The 17,611-nt window shown below is 67.8% G+C and carries 18 protein-coding genes and 1 riboswitch; of the genes, 5 read left to right on the top strand and 13 right to left on the bottom strand.

Translation table 11 applies throughout. From position 1 onward, the window contains the following. Positions 1-277 precede the first annotated feature (277 nt). The 10 genes from cmk to ACK8CO_RS15190 form a co-directional block, all read right to left on the bottom strand. Positions 278-889: a (d)CMP kinase gene (gene cmk / locus ACK8CO_RS15235; protein ID WP_414897172.1), complete on the bottom strand. Its 612-nt coding sequence runs from the start codon at positions 887-889 to the stop codon at positions 278-280. After that, on the bottom strand, positions 886-1,278 hold the full coding sequence (locus ACK8CO_RS15230) for a GFA family protein (protein WP_414897171.1): 393 nt from the start codon (positions 1,276-1,278) through the stop codon (positions 886-888). The genes cmk and ACK8CO_RS15230 overlap by 4 nt, the downstream gene beginning before the upstream one ends. Continuing rightward, positions 1,275-2,627, bottom strand: a complete 1,353-nt coding sequence (aroA, locus tag ACK8CO_RS15225; RefSeq protein WP_414897170.1) for a 3-phosphoshikimate 1-carboxyvinyltransferase — start codon at positions 2,625-2,627, stop codon at positions 1,275-1,277. Before aroA ends, ACK8CO_RS15230 begins: the two co-directional genes overlap by 4 nt. 73 nt (positions 2,628-2,700) lie before the next feature. Then, positions 2,701-3,771: an amidohydrolase family protein gene (locus tag ACK8CO_RS15220; protein WP_414897169.1), complete on the bottom strand. Its 1,071-nt coding sequence runs from the start codon at positions 3,769-3,771 to the stop codon at positions 2,701-2,703. Positions 3,772-3,917: 146 nt separating this feature from the next. After that, positions 3,918-4,667, bottom strand: coding sequence for a tRNA (guanine(46)-N(7))-methyltransferase TrmB (trmB, locus tag ACK8CO_RS15215; RefSeq protein ID WP_414897168.1), 750 nt, complete (start codon positions 4,665-4,667; stop codon positions 3,918-3,920). Positions 4,668-4,788: 121 nt separating this feature from the next. Next, positions 4,789-5,955 carry a methionine adenosyltransferase gene (gene metK, locus ACK8CO_RS15210; protein ID WP_080617072.1) on the bottom strand — a complete coding sequence of 389 codons (1,167 nt, stop codon included), beginning with the start codon at positions 5,953-5,955 and terminating at the stop codon, positions 4,789-4,791. Between the two features lie 7 nt (positions 5,956-5,962). Next, positions 5,963-6,012: riboswitch (SAM-SAH riboswitch) on the bottom strand. Between the two features lie 41 nt (positions 6,013-6,053). Beyond that, a complete protein-coding gene (gene lnt, locus ACK8CO_RS15205; protein WP_414897167.1) occupies positions 6,054-7,562 on the bottom strand; it encodes an apolipoprotein N-acyltransferase in 1,509 nt (502 codons plus the stop codon). 5 nt (positions 7,563-7,567) lie between these two features. Continuing rightward, positions 7,568-8,470, bottom strand: a complete 903-nt coding sequence (locus ACK8CO_RS15200) for a hemolysin family protein (RefSeq protein WP_414897166.1) — start codon at positions 8,468-8,470, stop codon at positions 7,568-7,570. 37 nt (positions 8,471-8,507) lie between these two features. Continuing rightward, positions 8,508-9,008 (bottom strand): rRNA maturation RNase YbeY, encoded by a 501-nt coding sequence (gene ybeY, locus ACK8CO_RS15195; protein WP_414897165.1) that lies wholly within the window; start codon positions 9,006-9,008, stop codon positions 8,508-8,510. Between the two features lie 90 nt (positions 9,009-9,098). Beyond that, complete coding sequence (locus ACK8CO_RS15190) at positions 9,099-10,112, bottom strand: PhoH family protein (RefSeq protein ID WP_414897164.1); 1,014 nt, start codon at positions 10,110-10,112, stop codon at positions 9,099-9,101. 412 nt (positions 10,113-10,524) lie between these two features. Here ACK8CO_RS15190 and ACK8CO_RS15185 point away from each other — a divergent pair, with 412 nt between their 5' ends. Next, positions 10,525-10,890, top strand: a complete 366-nt coding sequence (locus ACK8CO_RS15185; protein ID WP_414897163.1) for a DUF4870 family protein — start codon at positions 10,525-10,527, stop codon at positions 10,888-10,890. Between the two features lie 89 nt (positions 10,891-10,979). Here the strand turns inward: ACK8CO_RS15185 and miaB are convergent, their stop codons facing one another. Continuing rightward, positions 10,980-12,329 carry a tRNA (N6-isopentenyl adenosine(37)-C2)-methylthiotransferase MiaB gene (miaB, locus tag ACK8CO_RS15180; protein ID WP_414897162.1) on the bottom strand — a complete coding sequence of 450 codons (1,350 nt, stop codon included), beginning with the start codon at positions 12,327-12,329 and terminating at the stop codon, positions 10,980-10,982. Positions 12,330-12,478: 149 nt separating this feature from the next. On the opposite strand from miaB, the gene ACK8CO_RS15175 reads away from it, so the two are divergent. Continuing rightward, a complete protein-coding gene (locus ACK8CO_RS15175; RefSeq protein ID WP_414897161.1) occupies positions 12,479-13,351 on the top strand; it encodes a hypothetical protein in 873 nt (290 codons plus the stop codon). Between the two features lie 145 nt (positions 13,352-13,496). Here the strand turns inward: ACK8CO_RS15175 and irr are convergent, their stop codons facing one another. Then, positions 13,497-13,937 (bottom strand): Fur family transcriptional regulator Irr, encoded by a 441-nt coding sequence (irr, locus tag ACK8CO_RS15170; protein WP_080617079.1) that lies wholly within the window; start codon positions 13,935-13,937, stop codon positions 13,497-13,499. A 156-nt stretch (positions 13,938-14,093) separates the two neighbouring features. On the opposite strand from irr, the gene fabA reads away from it, so the two are divergent. From fabA to ACK8CO_RS15155, 3 genes are read left to right on the top strand one after another with little or no spacing between them, the layout of a single operon-like run. Beyond that, the gene (gene fabA / locus ACK8CO_RS15165; RefSeq protein ID WP_042463552.1) at positions 14,094-14,603 is read left to right on the top strand and encodes a bifunctional 3-hydroxydecanoyl-ACP dehydratase/trans-2-decenoyl-ACP isomerase; all 510 of its coding nucleotides are present in this window, start codon (positions 14,094-14,096) and stop codon (positions 14,601-14,603) included. A gap of 24 nt (positions 14,604-14,627) precedes the next feature. Next, positions 14,628-15,857 (top strand): beta-ketoacyl-ACP synthase I, encoded by a 1,230-nt coding sequence (gene fabB / locus ACK8CO_RS15160; protein WP_414897160.1) that lies wholly within the window; start codon positions 14,628-14,630, stop codon positions 15,855-15,857. A 6-nt stretch (positions 15,858-15,863) separates the two neighbouring features. Continuing rightward, entirely contained in the window at positions 15,864-16,652 is a 789-nt protein-coding gene (locus ACK8CO_RS15155) for an enoyl-ACP reductase (protein WP_414897159.1), read from the top strand. 98 nt (positions 16,653-16,750) lie between these two features. On the opposite strand, the gene ACK8CO_RS15150 is transcribed toward ACK8CO_RS15155, so the two are convergent. Continuing rightward, a complete protein-coding gene (locus tag ACK8CO_RS15150; RefSeq protein WP_080617082.1) occupies positions 16,751-17,179 on the bottom strand; it encodes an FKBP-type peptidyl-prolyl cis-trans isomerase in 429 nt (142 codons plus the stop codon). Positions 17,180-17,611: the final 432 nt, after the last annotated feature.

The following is a 17,611-nucleotide window of genomic DNA, read 5'->3' as shown; positions in this document are numbered from 1 at the left end:
CAGGCCAGCCGGATCATCGCCACGATGCGGGCGGCCTGGATGCGTCCGAACCGAGAGGATGGATGCCGACCCGATAGCTGCCGAAACGCCAATCGGATGCGCGATAGCTGATGGTCATGTCACGCCTCCCCGATCCTGCGTGTTTCGAACGCGGCATGCATGCCAGCGCCCCCGCGAATCGGCAAGCCCCCGAGACGGTCCCCCGGCGGATCTGAGGCCTTTGGGCCACATCGGTCCGGCATCGCCAGAGCCCGTCATCGCCAGGGCCCGGCGTCGTTCAGGCCGGATGGCAGGTCCGGATCGTCTCGATGGCAGCGCCGACCGCCTCGTCTATGCCGAGCCGCGAGGTGTCGAGAATGACGGCATCCTCGGCCGGGCGCAGCGGCGCCGTGGCGCGGGCGCTGTCACGGGCATCGCGCTCGCGCATCTCGGCCAGCACCTCCTCGAGGCTGGTCTCGACGCCCTTCTGGCGCAGCTCGAGGAACCGCCGCTCGGCCCGCACCTCGTCCGAGGCGGTGACGAACAGCTTCGCGGGCGCGTCGGGGCAGATCACCGTGCCGATGTCGCGCCCGTCCAGCACCGCGCCGCCCGCCCGCGCCGCGAAGGCACGCTGGAAATCGACCAGCGCCGCACGGACCTCGGGGATCGCCGCGACCTTGCTGGCGGCCTGGGCCACCTCGGGCGCGCGCAGATCGCCGCGCTCGAGAACCTCGCGCCTGAGCGTCCGCGCCGCCTCGACAGGATCGAGCCCGTCCAGCATCCGCGCTCCCACCGCCCGGTACAGAAGTCCGGTATCCAGATGGGCAAAGCCGAAATGCGCCGCGACCGCGCGGCTGATCGTGCCCTTGCCCGCCGCCGCGGGCCCGTCAATGGCGACCGTAAAGCTCATGCAACATCCTCCGGCAGCCCCGGCGCCTGCGGCAGCCCGTCCGTGATCTCGTAATAGGCACCCTTTTCGGCACAGAAGATATGCGCCGCCATCCGGATCCCCGGATCGCCGTCAAGCGTGCCCGCAAACACCGCCAGATAATCGCGCCCGCCATCCCAGAACATGTTCGAGCCGCAGACCGGGCAGAAGCCCCGCCGCGTCCCGGTCGAAGAGACGAACCAGCACTGCTCGCCCTCGATGACGAGATCGTCGCGCAGAACCGTCGTGGCGGCGGCATGGTGGCCGCTGGTCTTGCGGCACTGGCTGCAATGGCAGGCGACAACCGGGCTGAGCGGCCCGTCGATCCGGTAGCGGACCCTGCCGCAAAGGCAACTTCCCGTGACGCTCATTCGGGTCCCCGCGCGAACCCGGCGCCGAGAGCCGCCATGAGGCCCTCGAAGATCGGAAAGGAGGTCGCGATCGGCCCGGCATCATCGACCGAGACCGGTTTTTCAGCCGCAAGCCCCGCGCAAAGGAAGGACATCGCGATCCGGTGGTCGAGATGGGTGGCGCAGGTCGCGCCCCCCGGCAGGCTGCCCGGGCCGCGGCCATGCACGATCATCCAGTCCTCGCCCTCTTCGACCTCGGCGCCGCAGGCCCGGAGGCCCGCCACCATGGCCGCGATCCGGTCGCATTCCTTGACCCGCAACTCTCCGATACCACGCATCACCGTCGCGCCCTCGGCAAAGGCCGCGACCACGGCAAGGATCGGGTATTCGTCGATCATCGAGGGCGCGCGGCCGGGCGGCACCTCGATCCCGGTCATCGCGGGCGAGAACCGGGCACGCAGATCGGCCACCGGCTCGCCGCCCTCCTCGCGTTCGTTCTCGTAGGTCAGATCGGCGCCCATCTCGCGCAGCGTGGAGAAAAGCCCCGCCCGGGTCGGGTTCAGCCCGATCCCCGGCACCAGCACGTCCGAGCCCTCGACGATCAGCCCCGCCGCCACCGGGAAGGCCGCCGAACTCGGGTCGCGCGGCACCGCGATGGTCTGGGGGCGAAGCTCGGGCTGGCCGGTCAGAACGATGGCCCGGCCCTCCGACACCTGCTCGAGCCTGAGCGTCGCGCCGAAACCCGCCAGCATCCGCTCGGTATGATCGCGCGTCTCCTCGCGCTCGATCACGACAGTCTCGCCCGGCGCATTCAGCCCGGCCAGCAGCACCGCCGACTTGACCTGCGCAGACGGCACCGGCACGACATAGCGCACCGGCACCGGCTCGGCCGCGCCGATCAGCGTCATCGGCAGCCGCCCGCCCTGCCGCCCGAAGGCGCGCGCGCCGAACAGCGCCAGGGGCTCGGTCACCCGCCCCATCGGACGCTTCCGAAGCGAGGCGTCGCCGGTGAAGGTCGCGGTCACGGGCGAGGTCGCCATCGCCCCCATGATCAGCCGCACCCCGGTGCCGGAATTGCCGCAATCGATCACGTCGGCGGGCTCGGCAAAGCCGCCGACGCCCACCCCCTGCACGGTCCAGGCCCCGGGCCCGTCATGGGTGACCTCTGCCCCGAAGGCGCGCATCGCCCTGGCGGTATCCAGCACGTCCTGGCCCTCGAGCAGCCCCGAGATCCGGGTCTCGCCCACCGCCAGCGCGCCGAGGATCAGCGCGCGGTGGCTGATTGACTTGTCGCCTGGGACGACGGCCTCGCCCGTCAGCGGGCCGGAACGGCGGGCGGTCATCGGGATCGGGTCGCCATGAGCGGACATGCGGGGAAGCTCCTCGGACTGGTCCCCCGGGGCTTACCCAATGGCGACGGAGCCGTCCAGTCTCGGACCCGGCTTACGCCCTGCCTTGCGTCTCGCCCAGCCAGATCGCGGGATTGGTCTCGGCGATCCGGCGGAAGGCCGCCTCGCCCAAAGCCGCCCGCAACCGGATCGCGACCGCCTTCTCCGACAGATCCTCCTGCCGGGTCATGTAGAAATCCGAGCCGAACAGGATGCGCGAGGCCAGCCGCTCGCGTTCCAGAAACAGCTTCAGCAGCGGCATGCAGTCGCCGAACCGGAACAGCGTATAGGAAATGTCGGTGAAGAGATTGGGATAGGCCCCGCTCTCGATCATGTCGGCAATCGAGAGCGCCCAGTTCCGCCGCCGCGCCTCTGGATCGAGCGGGTCGAGGCCGTCGCTCAGATAGGACAGCCAGTCGTGGTCGCCGCCGAAATGCGCAAGACACAGCCGGAGCCCGGGAAAGGCCCGCAACACCGGCACATGCGCCGCCGGATCGGTCACCGCATCGGCCCGCGCCCGGCTCCAGCGCCTGTTCCGGACCCCGCCGCGCGAGCAATGCGAAACCACAGGCAGCCCGCGCTCGACACAAAGCGGATAGACCTCGCGCATCAGGATCTCGTGGCTCGGCGCGTAGCCGAGCCGGGGATAGATCTTGACGCCGCGAAAGCCGTAATCGTCGAGACAGCGCCGAAGCTCGGCCACCGCCCCCGGCCGGTCGGGATCGAGGGTGGCGAAAGGGATGACGCGATGGCCGAGCTCCGGGTCGCGGCTCAGCTCGTAAAGCTCGCGATGCTGCGCCTCGATCCCGACCGGCACCGGCCCGTAGCCGCTACAGGCCAGATCCATCGGCAAGACCACGAAACGCGCGCTGGCGGGATAGTGCCGCACCGCCTCCAGGAACACCGCGCGCTGGCTGTCGCGGCAGCCCGTTTCGCGAAAATGCTCGAGCCGCAGCAGCACCTCATAGGCCGCTTCCCAGGGCAACAGCCGCGCCGCCCCGCGCAAGCCGCGCAAGAGCCCGGGAAAGGCCCGGAGCGCGGCGACCGGCGGCGCCGGATAGTAAAGCGGCGCATGGGCAGCGGTGAAAGTGTGGATGTGGCAATTGGTGATCCGGATCCCGGTCATGGCGCCCCCTTTCCGCGCCCGGCGGACAGGTGCACCGGCCCCTGCCGGCAGCGCCCGCGCGGATCGCATGCGGGCTTCTTCCTGGTCCAAATACCCTGATACGCCCTTGCCCCCGCGCACGGCACCCGGGGCAGATGCGCAACGGCTCAGCGCCGGCGGAAGGTCAGATAATGCGGCACCCGCCCCTCGCGCAGCGCCTTCTGCTCGTAACGGGTCGAGATCCAGTCATCCCAGGGCGTCCGCCAGTCCGCGGGCCCCTCGGCCAGCCAGTCGAACCCGGCCTTCGGCACCTCGATCAGGGTCTGGCGCACATAATCGGGAATATCCGTCGCCACCCGGAACGGGCTGCCGGGCTTGAGCACCCGCGCCAGCGGCGCGAGGAATTCCGGCGTGACGAAGCGCCGCCGGTGATGGCGCGCCTTCGGCCAGGGATCGGGATACAGCAGGAAGGCGCGCGAGATGCTGGCCTCGGGCAGCACGTCGAAGAGATCGCGCACATCGCCCGGATGCACCGCCAGATTGTCGACCCCGGCCGCGCGGATCCTGCCCAGCAGCATGGCAACGCCGTTGATGAAGGGCTCGCAGCCGATGATCGCGGCCCCGGGATGGGTCGCGGCCTGATGCACCATGTGCTCGCCGCCGCCAAAGCCCACCTCCAGCCAGACCTCGCGACCGCCGAAGCGCGCCTGAAGATCCAGCGGCGCGCGGTCCGGGTTTTCGTCCCAGCCCACCGCCCCCGGCGCCAGCGCCGCCAGGTCGCTGTCGAGATAGTCCTTCTGGCTCGGCCGGAGCGTCTTGCCATGGCGGCGGCCATAGAAATTCCGCCAGGCGCGCGCAGGCGCCCCGCCTTCGGGCAGGGAGGACTTGTCGGGGCTCTTGCGGGTCTCGTCGCTCATCGGCCGCGCCTTAGGCCGCGTCCGCCCCGCGGTCAAGCGCCGAGCGCATCCCCGACAACGGAAAAAGGGCGCGCACCTTTCGGCGCACGCCCCCACACAACCCGGCACCGCAATGCCTGTCTCAGAACGCCTTCTTCAGCGCCTCGGCCAGATCGGTGCGTTCCCAGGAGAAACCACCATCCTCCTCGGGCGGCCTGCCGAAATGGCCATAGGCCGCCGTCCGGGCATAGATCGGACGGTTCAGCCCCAGATGCTCGCGGATGCCGCGCGGGGTCAGATCCATCGCCTGCCCCACGGCCTTCTCGATCTCGGCCTCCGGCACCTTGCCGGTGCCATGGGCATCGACATAGATCGACAGCGGCTTGGCAACGCCGATGGCATAGGACAGCTGCAGCGTGCATTTCGAGGCCAGCCCCGCCGCCACCACGTTCTTGGCCAGATAGCGCGCGGCATAGGCGGCCGAGCGGTCGACCTTGGTCGGGTCCTTGCCCGAGAAGGCGCCGCCGCCATGGGGCGCCGCACCGCCATAGGTGTCGACGATGATCTTGCGGCCGGTCAGCCCGGCATCGCCGTCGGGACCGCCGATCACGAAGGTGCCGGTGGGGTTGACCCACCATTCGGTCCCCTCATGCAGCCAGCCCTCGGGCAGGACCTCGCGGATATAGGGCTCGACGATGGCACGGATATCGTCCGAGGTCTGGTCCGCGCTCGCATGCTGGGTCGAGAGCACGATCGAGTCGACCGCGACCGGGCGGCCATGCTCGTAGCGCACGCTCAGCTGCGACTTGGCATCGGGCCTCAGCGTCGGCTCGGCACCCGATTTCCGCGCCTCGGTCAGACGGCGCAGGATCGCATGGGCGTACTGGATCGGGGCAGGCATCAGCTCGGGCGTCTCGTCGGTCGCATAGCCGAACATGATACCCTGATCGCCGGCGCCATCCTTGTCCACGCCCTGGGCGATATGGGCGGATTGCTCGTGCAGGAAGTTCATCACATGGCAGGTGTTCCAGTGAAACTTGTCCTGCTCATAGCCGATATCGCGAATGCATTCGCGGGCGATTTCGCCGATCGAGCCCATCAGCTGCTTCAGGCGGTCCTTGTTCGTAAGACCGACCTCACCGCCGATCACCACCAGCGACGAGGTCGCGAAGGTTTCGCAGGCGACGCGGGCATTGGGTTCCTCGGCGAGGAAGGCATCCAGAACCGCGTCGGAAATGCGGTCGCAGACCTTGTCGGGGTGTCCTTCCGAAACGGATTCGGAGGTGAAGACGTAGTTTTGACGTGTCATGGAAAGGCGCTCCGTTGATGCTATCCCCGCCACGCCAGGAAGCCGTTGTGACGGTTCGACCGGTCGGGCTTACGCCGCCACCTGTCAGGAATCAATGTCTATTTCAGGGCGCGGGTTGCGACGAAAGCGGCCACACCCAGACAAAGCAACAGAAAGACCGGCCAGTCGCCGATGCGCGCATAGGGCGTTCCGGCCAGCGCCGGGGGCAGCGGCGCGGTGATCTGGCCCTGCCGGCCCAGCGGCAGGCTGGCCAGCACCCGGCCGCGGGCATCGATCACCGCCGAGACCCCGGTATTGGCCGCGCGCAGGAAGGGCAGCCCGGTCTCGACCGCCCTCAGCCGCGCCAGCGCCAGATGCTGATAGGGGCCGGTCCGGGTGCCGAACCATGCGTCGTTCGTGACCTGCAGGATCCAGCGCGGCCGCGCGGTTCCCCGCAGATCCTGCGGAAACACCGCCTCGTAGCAGATCAGCGGCAAGGCCTGTCCGAGACGCGGCCCGAGATCGAGCAACCGCGGCCCCGGCCCCGGCGCATAGCCATAGACATCTGTCGCCGCGAGCCCCCGGAGCCCGAACCGGCCGAGCAGCGCCGCCCCGGGGATATATTCGCCGAACGGCACCAGGTGATGCTTGTCGTAAAGCCCCCGAAGCCGCCCGCCCGCGCCGATCACCGCCAGGCTGTTATGGGCCAGCGGCCCATCGCTGCGCTGGATACCGGCCGCGACCGGAACGCCATCCGAGGCCCGCGCGATCTCTCTCAGGGCGTCCCCGGCGGTCTCGAGCCAGTAGGGCACCGAGGTTTCGGGCCAGACGATCAGATCGGGCGGCGGGTCGCCCGGCTCGGCGGTATAGGCAAGCTGGCGCTCCCAGAAGACCGGGATCATGTCGCGCCGCCATTTCAGATGCTGCGCCGCATTGGGCTGGATGAGCCGCACCTGCGGCGGATCGGCCTCAGCCGGCACCGGCGCCGCCTCGCGCGCCGCGCCCCAGAGCCCGAGCCCCGTCACCGCCGCGACGGCAAGCCCTGCGCCGCAGCTCCGGCCCGGCCCGACCGGCAGCAGGACCGGCAGGGCCGCGATGAAAAGCGTGACAAGGGTCAGCCCGTATTGCCCGGTCAGCGCGGCCAGCTGCATCTGCGGCGCCCCGATCCAGACATGTCCAGGCAGCGCCCAGGGAAAGCCGGTCAGCACATAGCCGCGCGCCAGTTCTGCCGCGGACAGCGCCAGAACGAAGGCCAGCGCCCGGCCCTGCGGCCCCCGCCCCGCCCATCCGGCAAAGGCCCCGGCCGCGCCCCAGAACAGCGCGAGCCCCCCGGCCATCAAGATCAGCGCAAAGGGCGCCATCCAGCCGTCATGGCGGATATCGACAAGGAAGGGATCGACGATCCAGGACAGTGCCAGCGCGAAATGACCCGCGCCGCTCGCCCAGGCGGTCCGCGCCGCACGGCCGGGCGTTTCCGCCCGGACCACCAGCCAGATCAGCGCGGCCAGCGCGCAAAGCGACAGCGGCCAGAGCGACCAGGGCGCCTGGCCCAGCGCGATCCCCAGCCCCAGCCCGAAAGCCACCCAGACGGGCCGGTCCAGACCCCGGCGGAACGGAACGGACCGCATTCGGATCAGGCAGAGGCTGCGGCGGCGGTCGCCGCAGGCAGACGCACCCGCAGCCGCTTGATCCGGCGCGGATCGGCATCGACCACCTCGAACTCGGCGCCCGAGGCATGGCGGATCACCTCGCCGCGCGCGGGCACCCGGCCGATCATCATGAAGATCAGCCCGCCGAGCGAATCGACCTCTTCCTCTTCCTCGGCATCGAGCAGGCGCATGCCGATCTCGTCCTCGAAGGCGCCGAGCGGCGCGCGGGCCTGCACCAGATAGACCCCGGGCTTCTCGACGGTCCAGAGCGTGCCCTCGTCGATGTCATGCTCGTCCTCGATCTCGCCGACGACCTGCTCGATCAGATCCTCGATGGTCACCAGGCCGTCGACCCCGCCATACTCGTCGATCACCAGCGCCATGTGCATCCGCTGGCTCTGCATCTTCTGCAACAGCACGCCGATCGGCATCGAGGGCGGCGCGTAAAGCAGCGGGCGGATCATGTCCTTCAGCACGAAGGGGGTGTCCTTGCCGTTGAAGCCGTGGCGCAGCGCGAAATCCTTGAGATGGACCATGCCCACGGGCGAATCCAGCGTACCGTCATAGACCGGCAGCCGGGTCAGCCCGGATTCGCGGAAGACCTGCACCAGATCATCCATCGAGATGTCGAGCGGCACCGCGTCGATCTCGGCCTTCGGAACCGCAACATCCTCGACCCGCATCTTCGCGAGATTGCCGATGCCATGCGTCAGCGCCGGCCGCGCGATCCCGTTGCCCAAAGCGTGGTCCCCGCCCTCTTCGGAATGCTCGGCGCCTGCAGGCAGGATCGCCGCTACCAGCCGGCCCAGAAGGCCCCGGCTGTCCAGATTGTCGGTGTCTAGCGCGCCCTGCGCGGCCCTAGACGACCCGTCCGTATCGTCGCCCATCAATCCTTACCGAAATTCCCGGGCACTTTGACCCGTCTCAATCATATGGGTCAGCGAGACCTAGCTTGGCAAGTATTTCCACCTCGATCCCTTCCATAAGGGCGGCGTCCCGCGACCGGACATGGTCATATCCCAACAGATGCAGGCAGCCATGTACCATCAGATGGGTTACGTGATCGTTAAACGGCTTGCCCTGCTCGCGCGCCTCTCGCAGGCAGGTCTCCCAGGCGATGGCGATATCGCCCAGTTCCACGGGCGCGCCCTCGATTTCGGGCTCGGGCGGCAGCGGCGCATCGCCATCCGCCTCGGCGGCCAGATCCTCGGTCGGCCAGGACAGCACATTGGTCGGCGCGGCCTTGCCGCGGAAGGTCTCATTGAGCCCGGCGATGCGCATATCGTCGCAGGCCAGAAGGCTGATCTCATGCGCGTCGGGATCGAGCCCCAGATGGGTCAGCGTCTCGCGACAGGCGGTCTCGGCCAGCCTCTCCAGCCCGGCCTCGGCCCAGCGGTCGTCCTCGAAGAGAATCTCGATATCCATGGCCGCGGGATCTAGCGCGAAACCGCGCCGCGCGACAGAGCCTTCCGACGGCCCCAGCCACGCCCCCGGCCCGGGCCCCGGCAGCGCAGCTCAGGCGTCGTCGGCGTCATAGGCCTCGATGATCCGGGCCACCAGCGGATGACGCACCACATCCCTGGCGGTGAAATAGCTGAACGAGATGTTCTCGATCGGCTTCAGCAGGCGCTCGGCATCGGCCAGCCCGCTCGAGACCCCGCGCGGCAGATCGACCTGGGACCGGTCGCCGGTGATCACCATGCGGCTGCGCTCGCCCAGACGGGTCAGGAACATCTTCATCTGCATGGTGGTGGCGTTCTGCGCCTCGTCGAGCACCACGAAGGCATTGGCCAGCGTCCGGCCGCGCATGAAGGCCAGGGGCGCGATCTCGATCCGCTTCTCCTCGATCAGCTTGGCCAGCTGCCGCCCCGGCAGGAAATCGTGCAACGCGTCGTAAAGCGGTTGCATGTAGGGGTCGACCTTCTCCTTCATGTCGCCGGGCAGAAAGCCCAGCCGCTCGCCCGCCTCGACGGCGGGACGACTGAGGATGATGCGGTCGACATGGCCGCCGATGAACATGTTCACCGCCATCGCCACCGCGATATAGGTCTTGCCGGTCCCGGCCGGACCGATCCCGAAGCAGAGTTCGTTCTCCTGCAACGCCCGGACATAGGCCTTCTGGGCCTCGGTGCGCGGTTCGACCACCTTCTTGCGGGTATGGATCTCGACGCGCCCGCCCTTGAACATCTCAAGCTGATCGCCCGCCCGCGCCCCCGTATCGGCGCCGGTCGTGTCGCCAAGCCGGATTGCGCCCTCGATATCGCCCGCCTCGACCGTCTGACCGGTTTCAAGCCGGGCATAAAGCTGTTGCAGAACCTCCTCCGCCCGTCCGCGCGAGCCGGCCTCGCCGACAACCGCCAGACGATTGCCTCGCCTCAGGATATGTACGCCAAGCTTATGCTCTATCTGGGCCAGATTGCGGTCGAATTCGCCGCACAGGTCGATCAGAAGGCGATTGTCCGGAAACTCGAGAAACGTCTCATGGAGGTCCTCGGTCTGCGGCGGGGGGGTCAGAGCGCTGATGCCCAATAAAGACTCCGTCGGTCTAGGTTGCGCAGATATGGTGCCAATGCCCCGGTCGCAGCGCAAGCGATAGCTGCCATGTTTCACCCAGTTGATACATAAACCCCGGATATCGTGATCGCAGAGCACAGCCCCGCGGCCCTTCCGACCAGCCAGGAGGCATCCCGAGAACCGGGCCCGTCTCCGCCGGCGCGGGATTTCGGCGGGCATCCGCCGTCATGCCTCCCGTCGCGTTTCGGCCCCGAAACCGGACTGCTAGGACGGGGACGGACGCGGCAGACCGCCGCGTCCACCCGATACCCGTGCGGCTCCGGCCCGGGTGACCGCCGCCGCCCCGCACCCGCGGGAGGCGAAGGCAGCCCCCGGCCCCCGGCGCCGCGCCTCTTTCGTCTCGAGCCCAGCAAAGGACAAGATCCGCATGACACCCAATCCCGATCCCCAACAGCCCACCGAAATCCTGTCCGAAGACAAGATGCCGCTGATCGCCTATGCGCTTTACATCTTCGGCGTGATCTTCCCGGTCCTGACGCTGGCGGGGCTCATCCTCTCCTATCTCAAGCGCGGCGAGGCCCCGGACTGGCACAAGGGCCACTACACCTATCTGATCCGGACTTTCTGGATCGGCCTGCTGCTTTCATTCGTCGGCCTCATCCTGACCATCGTCGGCATCGGCCTCATCGTGCTGATCGCCTGCGGGATCTGGTATCTGGTGCGCTCCATCAAGGGCCTTTTGCGGTTCAACAGCCGCCGTCCGATCGACAATCCGACCACCTGGCTGGTCTGAGCCCGCACCGGAGACAGCCTTCAGGGCATCGGAAACGGAAGACAGCGGCACCGGCCCCGCGCGGCCGGTGTCCCGCCACCGCGAAAGGCTCACCCGGCCGACAGGCGCCCGGCCAGCGAATTCGGCGCGACAGAGGTGATGTCGACCCGGGCGATGCGGCCCAGCAGCGTTTCCGGCGCCTCGACATGGACCGCCTGAAGATGGTCGGACTTGCCGACGATCTGGCCCGGCATCCGTCCCGCCTTCTCGAACAGCACACCGACGCTTCTGCCGACCATCGCCTGCAGCGCGGCGTCCTGCTGCGCGGCCAGAAGCGCCTGCAACCGCGCCAGACGCTCGGCCTTGACCTCTTCCGCGACATGGGGGCGCTCGGCTGCGGGCGTGCCGGGACGGGGCGAATACTTGAAGGAATAGCACTGGCCGTAGCCGACCTCTCGCACCAACGCCAGCGTGTCCTCGAAATCGGCCTCGGTCTCGCCCGGGAAGCCGACGATGAAATCGCCCGACATCAGGATATCGGGCCGGGCCGCGCGGATGCGTTCGACCAGACGCAGATAGCTCTCGGCGGTATGCTTGCGGTTCATCGCCTTCAGCACCCGGTCCGAGCCCGACTGCACCGGCAGATGCAGATAGGGCATCAGTTCGGGCACCTCGCCATGGGCGGCGATCAGGTCTTCCTCCATGTCATTGGGGTGCGAGGTGGTGTAGCGGATCCGCTCGAGCCCGTCGATCGCGGCCAGCTCGCGGATCAGCCGCGCCAGCCCCGAGTCGCCGCCCGTCCCCGCCCCGGCGCTGGCCCCGTGATAGGCATTGACGTTCTGGCCCAGAAGCGTGATCTCGCGCACGCCGCGCTCGACCAGATCGCGCGCCTCTGCCAGCACCTTTTCCGCCGGGCGTGAGACCTCGGCGCCACGGGTATAGGGCACCACGCAGAAGGCGCAGAACTTGTCGCAGCCTTCCTGCACGGTCAGAAAGGCGGTCGGGCCACGCTGCGCCCTCGGGCGCCCGCCCAGCCGGTCGAACTTGTCCTCTTCGGGGAAATCGGTGTCGAGCGCCTTCGCTCCCTGCCGTGCCCGCGCCTCGAGCTCGGGCAGGCGGTGATAGCTTTGCGGCCCCACCACCAGATCGACCAGCGGCTGACGGCGCAGGATCTCCTCGCCCTCGGCCTGGGCGACGCAGCCGGCAACCCCGATCCTCAGATCCGGGTTCTCCGCCTTCAGCGCCTTCAGACGCCCGAGCTCGGAATAGACCTTCTCGGCCGCCTTCTCGCGGATATGGCAGGTATTGAGCAGGATCAGGTCGGCACCCTCGGCGCTGTCGGAGATCTCGTAGCCCGACGGGGCCAGCGCCTCGGCCATGCGTTCGCTGTCATAGACGTTCATCTGACAGCCATAGGTCTTGATGAAGAGCTTGCGGGTCGGGGCAGTGGAGGAGGTCATGCGCGCGTCCTTCCGGGCAGCGGGCCGGTCAGCGGGGTCGGTTGCGCGCTGTCCTACACGAAACCGGCCCCGGGCCGCAACGCCTGCATCCCGCTTGCATATGAGCGCTCCCTGCCCGACCCTTCGGCTGGAAGGACAGGAGGTCCGGCATGGCAGGGCACTATACGGGGCTGGCCGATTTTCTGGCGCGCGCGGGCAAGCTGCTCGGCCCGCAGCCGGTCGGGCTGATCTTCGTCGAGGACGAGGTCGAGGTCGAAAACACGATCGACCACCTCGACGCGCTGGGATTCGGCGCGCTCGTCCTCTTCACGCCTCCGGGGCTGAGGCTCTCGTCCGCCTCGGAGGAAAGGGTGCACCGCGTGCCTTTTGACACCAGGGCCGAGGGCGCCCTGCCCCGCGCGGTCAGCGCCGTATCGGCCGCGGCGCCCGGGATCTGGCTGCATTACTGCTACAATGCCGAATACCTGTTCTTTCCGTTCTGCGAGAACCGCAGCATCGGCGAGATGCTGGACTTCCACGCCGCCGAGGGGCGCGCGGCGATGCCGACCCATGTGGTCGATCTCTACGCAGACGATCTCGGGCGCCATCCCGGCGGCGTCTCGCGCGACAGCGCGCTGCTCGACCGCGCCGGCTATTTCGCCCGGCCCCGCACCGACCCCGCGACCGGACGGCCGCTGGAGCGGCAATACGATATCTTCGGCGGGCTGCGCTGGCGTTTCGAGGAACATATCCCCGCGCATCGGAGGCGAATCGACCGGATCGGGCTGTTCCGGGCGCGGCGGGGGCTCGCACTGGATGACGGGTATCTCATGTCCGATCCCGAGATGAACACCTGTGCCAGCGACCGGCACCACACGCTGACCGCCGCGATTTGTTCGTTCCGCGCAGCCAAGGCGCTCCGCACCAACCCCGCCTCACGTCTGCAGATCGCCGATTTCCGCTGGCCGATGTCCGAAGAGTTCCGCTGGGAGTCGCAGCAACTGATGGATCTGGGCCTGATGGAACCCGGAGGCTGGTTCTAGCGCGCGCCCAGAGACCCCTTCCGCATGGGCCGCCTCGGCCCCGCGAGCACAAGGCCGGGGATGGAGCCACAAGCACAGCGGGCCCGGGGAAGACAGCTTCCCGGGCCCGCTGTCATTCTTTCGCTCCTGCCGCCTTCGGCAGCCGTCAGACCCGGCGCAACCGGATCACGACGTCGATCTTCGAAATCTCGGCCCCCTCGGGCGCCTCGGGAAGCCGGGCGATCTCGAGCGAACCCGAAGGCGCATCGCTCAGCCGGTGCTCGTCTTCCCAGAAGAAATGCGGATGGTCGTCGACCCGGGTATCGAAATAGCTTTTCGTGCCGTCGACCATGACTTCCTGCATCAGGCCTGCATCGCAGAAGGCCCGAAGCGTGTTATAGACCGTCGCCAGCGACACTTTCTCGCCCGTCGCGCAGGACGCGGCATAAAGCGTTTCCGCTGTCACATGGCGGTTGTTGCCATCGCCGATCAACAGGGCGGCGAGGCTCACCCGCTGACGCGTGGGGCGCAGACCGGCCTTGGAAAGCCAGCGGCCGCTCCGCTCGATCGCGTCGGGATGGTTGGGGTTCTCGTTCAACTGTGCCATGGGCGATATATGGGAAGTCAGAGCCTGTAATTCAAATGATTCTGATCTGCAGCGACGCTTTGGCGCGGCATAGGGGCGCTATTGCCACTTTGCGAGGCGCGGTGCTAGAGGGGGCGCAACGCGAAACAGGACAACCCAAGGGGGGACGGGTCCCGTATGACCGATTTTCCGACGAGCTTCGGCAAGGACGAGCTCCTGAAATGCGCGCGGGGCGAACTGTTCGGCCCCGGCAATGCGCAGCTGCCGGAACCGCCCATGCTGATGATGGATCGCATCACCGAGATCAGCGCCGATGGCGGCCCCAATGGCAAGGGGCATGTCGTGGCCGAGTTCGACATCCACCCGGATCAATGGTTCTTCGCCTGCCATTTCCCGGGCAACCCGATCATGCCCGGCTGCCTCGGCCTCGACGGTCTGTGGCAGCTGACCGGCTTCAACCTCGGCTGGCGCGGCTGGAAGGGCCGCGGCTATGCGCTGGGCGTGGGCGAGGTCAAGCTGACCGGCATGGTCCGCCCCGACCGCAAGATGATCCGCTACTTCGTCGATTTCACCAAGGCCGTGCAGACCCGCCGCCTGACCATGGGTGTGGCCGATGGCAGGGTCGAGGCCGATGGCGAAACGATCTATCATGTGAAAGACATGAAGGTCGCTCTCTCTGAAAGCTGATCCATCCCAGGAAAGGAGACCGCCATGCGCCGCGTCGTCGTCACGGGCATGGGCATCATCTCGCCCATCGGCAATTCCACGGCCGAAGTCGAGGCATCCCTGCGCGCCGGCCGCTCCGGCATCCGATTCGAACCCGTCTATGCCGAGAACGGCTTCCGCAGCCAGGTTGCGGGCATTCCCCAGATCGATCTGGAAGCCTCGATCGACAAGCGTCAGCTGCGCTTCATGGGCGCGGGCGCAGCCTATAACTTCCTCGCCATGGAACAGGCCATCGCCGATGCCGGGCTCGAGCCGGACGAGGTATCGAACCCGCGCACCGGGCTGATCATGGGCTCGGGCGGACCGTCGACCGCGAATTTCTTCGTCGCGCACAAGACCGTCAAGGAAAAGGGCAGCCCCAAGCGGATGGGCCCGTTCATGGTCACGCGCTGCATGTCCTCGACCAACTCGGCCTGTCTCGCGACACCGTTCCGGATCAAGGGCGTGAACTACTCGATCACCTCGGCCTGCTCGACCTCGGCGCATTGCATCGGCAACGCGGCGGAACTGATCCAGATGGGCAAGCAGGACGTGATCTTCGCCGGCGGCGGCGAGGAGGTCGACTGGACGCTGTCCTGCCTGTTCGACGCGATGAACGCGATGTCCTCGAAATACAACGACAACCCCGAAACCGCCTCGCGCCCCTTCGACGCGACCCGCGACGGCTTCGTGATCGCCGGCGGCGGCGGGGTCGTGGTGCTCGAGGAACTGGAACATGCCAGGGCCCGCGGCGCCACGATCTATGCCGAGGTGACCGGCTATGGCGCCACCTCCGACGGCTATGACATGGTCGCCCCCTCGGGCGAGGGCGGCGAGCGTTCGATGAAGCTCGCGCTCGCGACGCTGCCCGAGGGCCGCAGGGTCGATTACATCAACGCCCATGGCACATCGACGGTGGCGGGCGACGTGATCGAGGTGAAGGGCGTGCGCAATGTCTTCGGCGAGGAGGCCATGCCGCCGATCGCCTCGACCAAGTCGCTGACCGGCCACAGCCTCGGCGCGACCGGTGTGCATGAGGCGATCTACGCGCTGATCATGATGCGGAAGGGTTTCATCGCCGCCTCGGCCAATGTCACCGAGCTCGATCCCGAGATCCGGCCGGGCGAGATCGTGACCGAGCTGCGCGAGGGCGTCGAGATCGACAGCGTGCTGTCGAACAGTTTCGGGTTCGGCGGAACCAACGCCACCCTGCTGATGAGCAAATATCACGGATGACCAGCGATGCCTGAGTTGATGAAAGGAAAGCGGGGCCTCGTCATGGGCGTCGCCAATGACCGGTCGATAGCCTGGGGCATCGCGAAGGCGATGGCCGCCGAGGGAGCAGAGCTTGCATTCTCGTATCAGGGCGAGAATTTCGGCCGCCGCGTCCAGCCGCTGGCCGAAAGCGTGGGGTCGAGCCTCATGGTCGATGTCGACGTGACCGACGACGACTCTCTCGACGCGGCCTTCGGCCGGATCGAGCAGGAATGGGGCGGGCTCGACTTCCTCGTCCATGCCATCGCCTATTCCGACAAGACCGAGCTGACCGGGCGTTTCATCAACACCTCGCGCGAGAACTTCCGCAACTCGCTGACGATCTCGTGTTATTCGCTGATCGAGGTGGCGCGCCGGGCGCAGCCGCTGATGCCCGATGGCGGCACCATCCTGACCCTGACCTATCAGGGCTCGAACCGGGTGACACCCTTCTACAACGTCATGGGCGTGGCCAAGGCGGCGCTGGAATCGACCGTGCGCTATCTGGCCTCCGATCTCGGCCCCGAGGGCATCCGGGTCAACGCGATCTCGCCCGGGCCGATGAAGACGCTGGCAGGTGCGGCCATCGCGGGCGGGCGCAAGACCTTCCGCCATACCGAGATGAACGCCCCGCTTGGCCATAACGCCACGCTCGAAGCGATCGGCGGCACCGCGGTCTATCTGGCCTCGGATATGGGGGCCTGCACCACCGGCGAGATCATCACCGTCGATGGCGGCTATCACGTCCTCGGCATGCCGCGCTTCGAGAATATCTGAGCCTGAATATCTGAGCCCGCTTCCAGGGCTTGGCTTCACCGACCCGGGCTATGGCCCGGGTCGGTGTTTTCTGGGGACCGGCGGCCCGGCTGCGCCGCTCAGCCGATCGAGACCAGCTCGATCTCGAAGGTCAGGTCTTTGCCCGCCAGCGGGTGATTGCCATCGAGCAGCACGACCTCTTCGGTGACATCGGACACCGTGACCGGCAGCACCTGGCCCTCGGAGGTCTGCACGTTGAGCCGCGTGCCCACTTCCAGCGGAACATTGTCGGGCACCTGATCGCGCGGGATCGCCTGGGTCGCGTCGGGATTATGCGTGCCATAGGCATCGGCGCAGGGGACCTCGACGGTCTTGGTGTCGCCTTCGGACATGCCCGGCAGGGCGGCGTCGAGGCCGGGGATGATCTGCCCGGACCCCACGGTGAATTCAAGCGGATCGCGACCTTGCGAGCTGTCGAAGGTCGAGCCGTCGGCCAACGTGCCGGTGTAATGAATACGAACCTTGTCGCCCGGTTTGACCTGGGTCATGCGCGGTTCCTTTCGCTGAGGCGGGTGAGTTTGCGGAGGCCACGCGCCGCGCGCGGGTACTCCGGACGTGTAACAAGGGTAATCGACAGCTCAGCGATGTAAACCCTGAGCCAGGCAGGGTTTTGCTCTCATTTCCTTTTTTTCGGACCGCTTCCGCATCGTCCGGCCGCGCCCCGTCAAGGCTGCACCGTCAAGACCGCACCCGCCGCATCGCCGCCAAGGCCACCCCGAAGGCCCCGTCGATCCGGCCCGCTCCGGGCCCCGCATGGGGCTTCCCGATCACGCTGCCCCCTCCCGCGTCCGGTCCCCGCCCGTCGCCGTTTTCGGCGCCTCGGTCGCGCCCCCACCCCGCCGAAGCACAGCAGAAAAGGCCGTTGAGCCAGTACGCTCAACCTCCCGCCACAGCCGCATTTCCGTCGCAGCGCCGTCGCG

This window comes from Rhodovulum sp. HP10 (genome assembly GCF_047553435.1).
Classification (GTDB): domain Bacteria; phylum Pseudomonadota; class Alphaproteobacteria; order Rhodobacterales; family Rhodobacteraceae; genus Rhodovulum.
The sequence above is the reverse complement of the archived record's forward strand: the minus strand, read 5'-3'. Positions and strand labels throughout refer to the sequence as shown.

Coding starts and splice junctions, on each gene's coding strand:
- cmk (WP_414897172.1), bottom strand. CDS start 889: ATGAGCTTTACGGTCGCCATTGACGGGCCCGCGGCGGCGGGCAAGGGC.
- ACK8CO_RS15230 (WP_414897171.1), bottom strand. CDS start 1,278: ATGAGCGTCACGGGAAGTTGCCTTTGCGGCAGGGTCCGCTACCGGATC.
- aroA (WP_414897170.1), bottom strand. CDS start 2,627: ATGTCCGCTCATGGCGACCCGATCCCGATGACCGCCCGCCGTTCCGGC.
- ACK8CO_RS15220 (WP_414897169.1), bottom strand. CDS start 3,771: ATGACCGGGATCCGGATCACCAATTGCCACATCCACACTTTCACCGCT.
- trmB (WP_414897168.1), bottom strand. CDS start 4,667: ATGAGCGACGAGACCCGCAAGAGCCCCGACAAGTCCTCCCTGCCCGAA.
- metK (WP_080617072.1), bottom strand. CDS start 5,955: ATGACACGTCAAAACTACGTCTTCACCTCCGAATCCGTTTCGGAAGGA.
- lnt (WP_414897167.1), bottom strand. CDS start 7,562: ATGCGGTCCGTTCCGTTCCGCCGGGGTCTGGACCGGCCCGTCTGGGTG.
- ACK8CO_RS15200 (WP_414897166.1), bottom strand. CDS start 8,470: ATGGGCGACGATACGGACGGGTCGTCTAGGGCCGCGCAGGGCGCGCTA.
- ybeY (WP_414897165.1), bottom strand. CDS start 9,008: ATGGATATCGAGATTCTCTTCGAGGACGACCGCTGGGCCGAGGCCGGG.
- ACK8CO_RS15185 (WP_414897163.1), top strand. CDS start 10,525: ATGACACCCAATCCCGATCCCCAACAGCCCACCGAAATCCTGTCCGAA.
- miaB (WP_414897162.1), bottom strand. CDS start 12,329: ATGACCTCCTCCACTGCCCCGACCCGCAAGCTCTTCATCAAGACCTAT.
- ACK8CO_RS15175 (WP_414897161.1), top strand. CDS start 12,479: ATGGCAGGGCACTATACGGGGCTGGCCGATTTTCTGGCGCGCGCGGGC.
- irr (WP_080617079.1), bottom strand. CDS start 13,937: ATGGCACAGTTGAACGAGAACCCCAACCATCCCGACGCGATCGAGCGG.
- fabA (WP_042463552.1), top strand. CDS start 14,094: ATGACCGATTTTCCGACGAGCTTCGGCAAGGACGAGCTCCTGAAATGC.
- fabB (WP_414897160.1), top strand. CDS start 14,628: ATGCGCCGCGTCGTCGTCACGGGCATGGGCATCATCTCGCCCATCGGC.
- ACK8CO_RS15155 (WP_414897159.1), top strand. CDS start 15,864: ATGCCTGAGTTGATGAAAGGAAAGCGGGGCCTCGTCATGGGCGTCGCC.
- ACK8CO_RS15150 (WP_080617082.1), bottom strand. CDS start 17,179: ATGACCCAGGTCAAACCGGGCGACAAGGTTCGTATTCATTACACCGGC.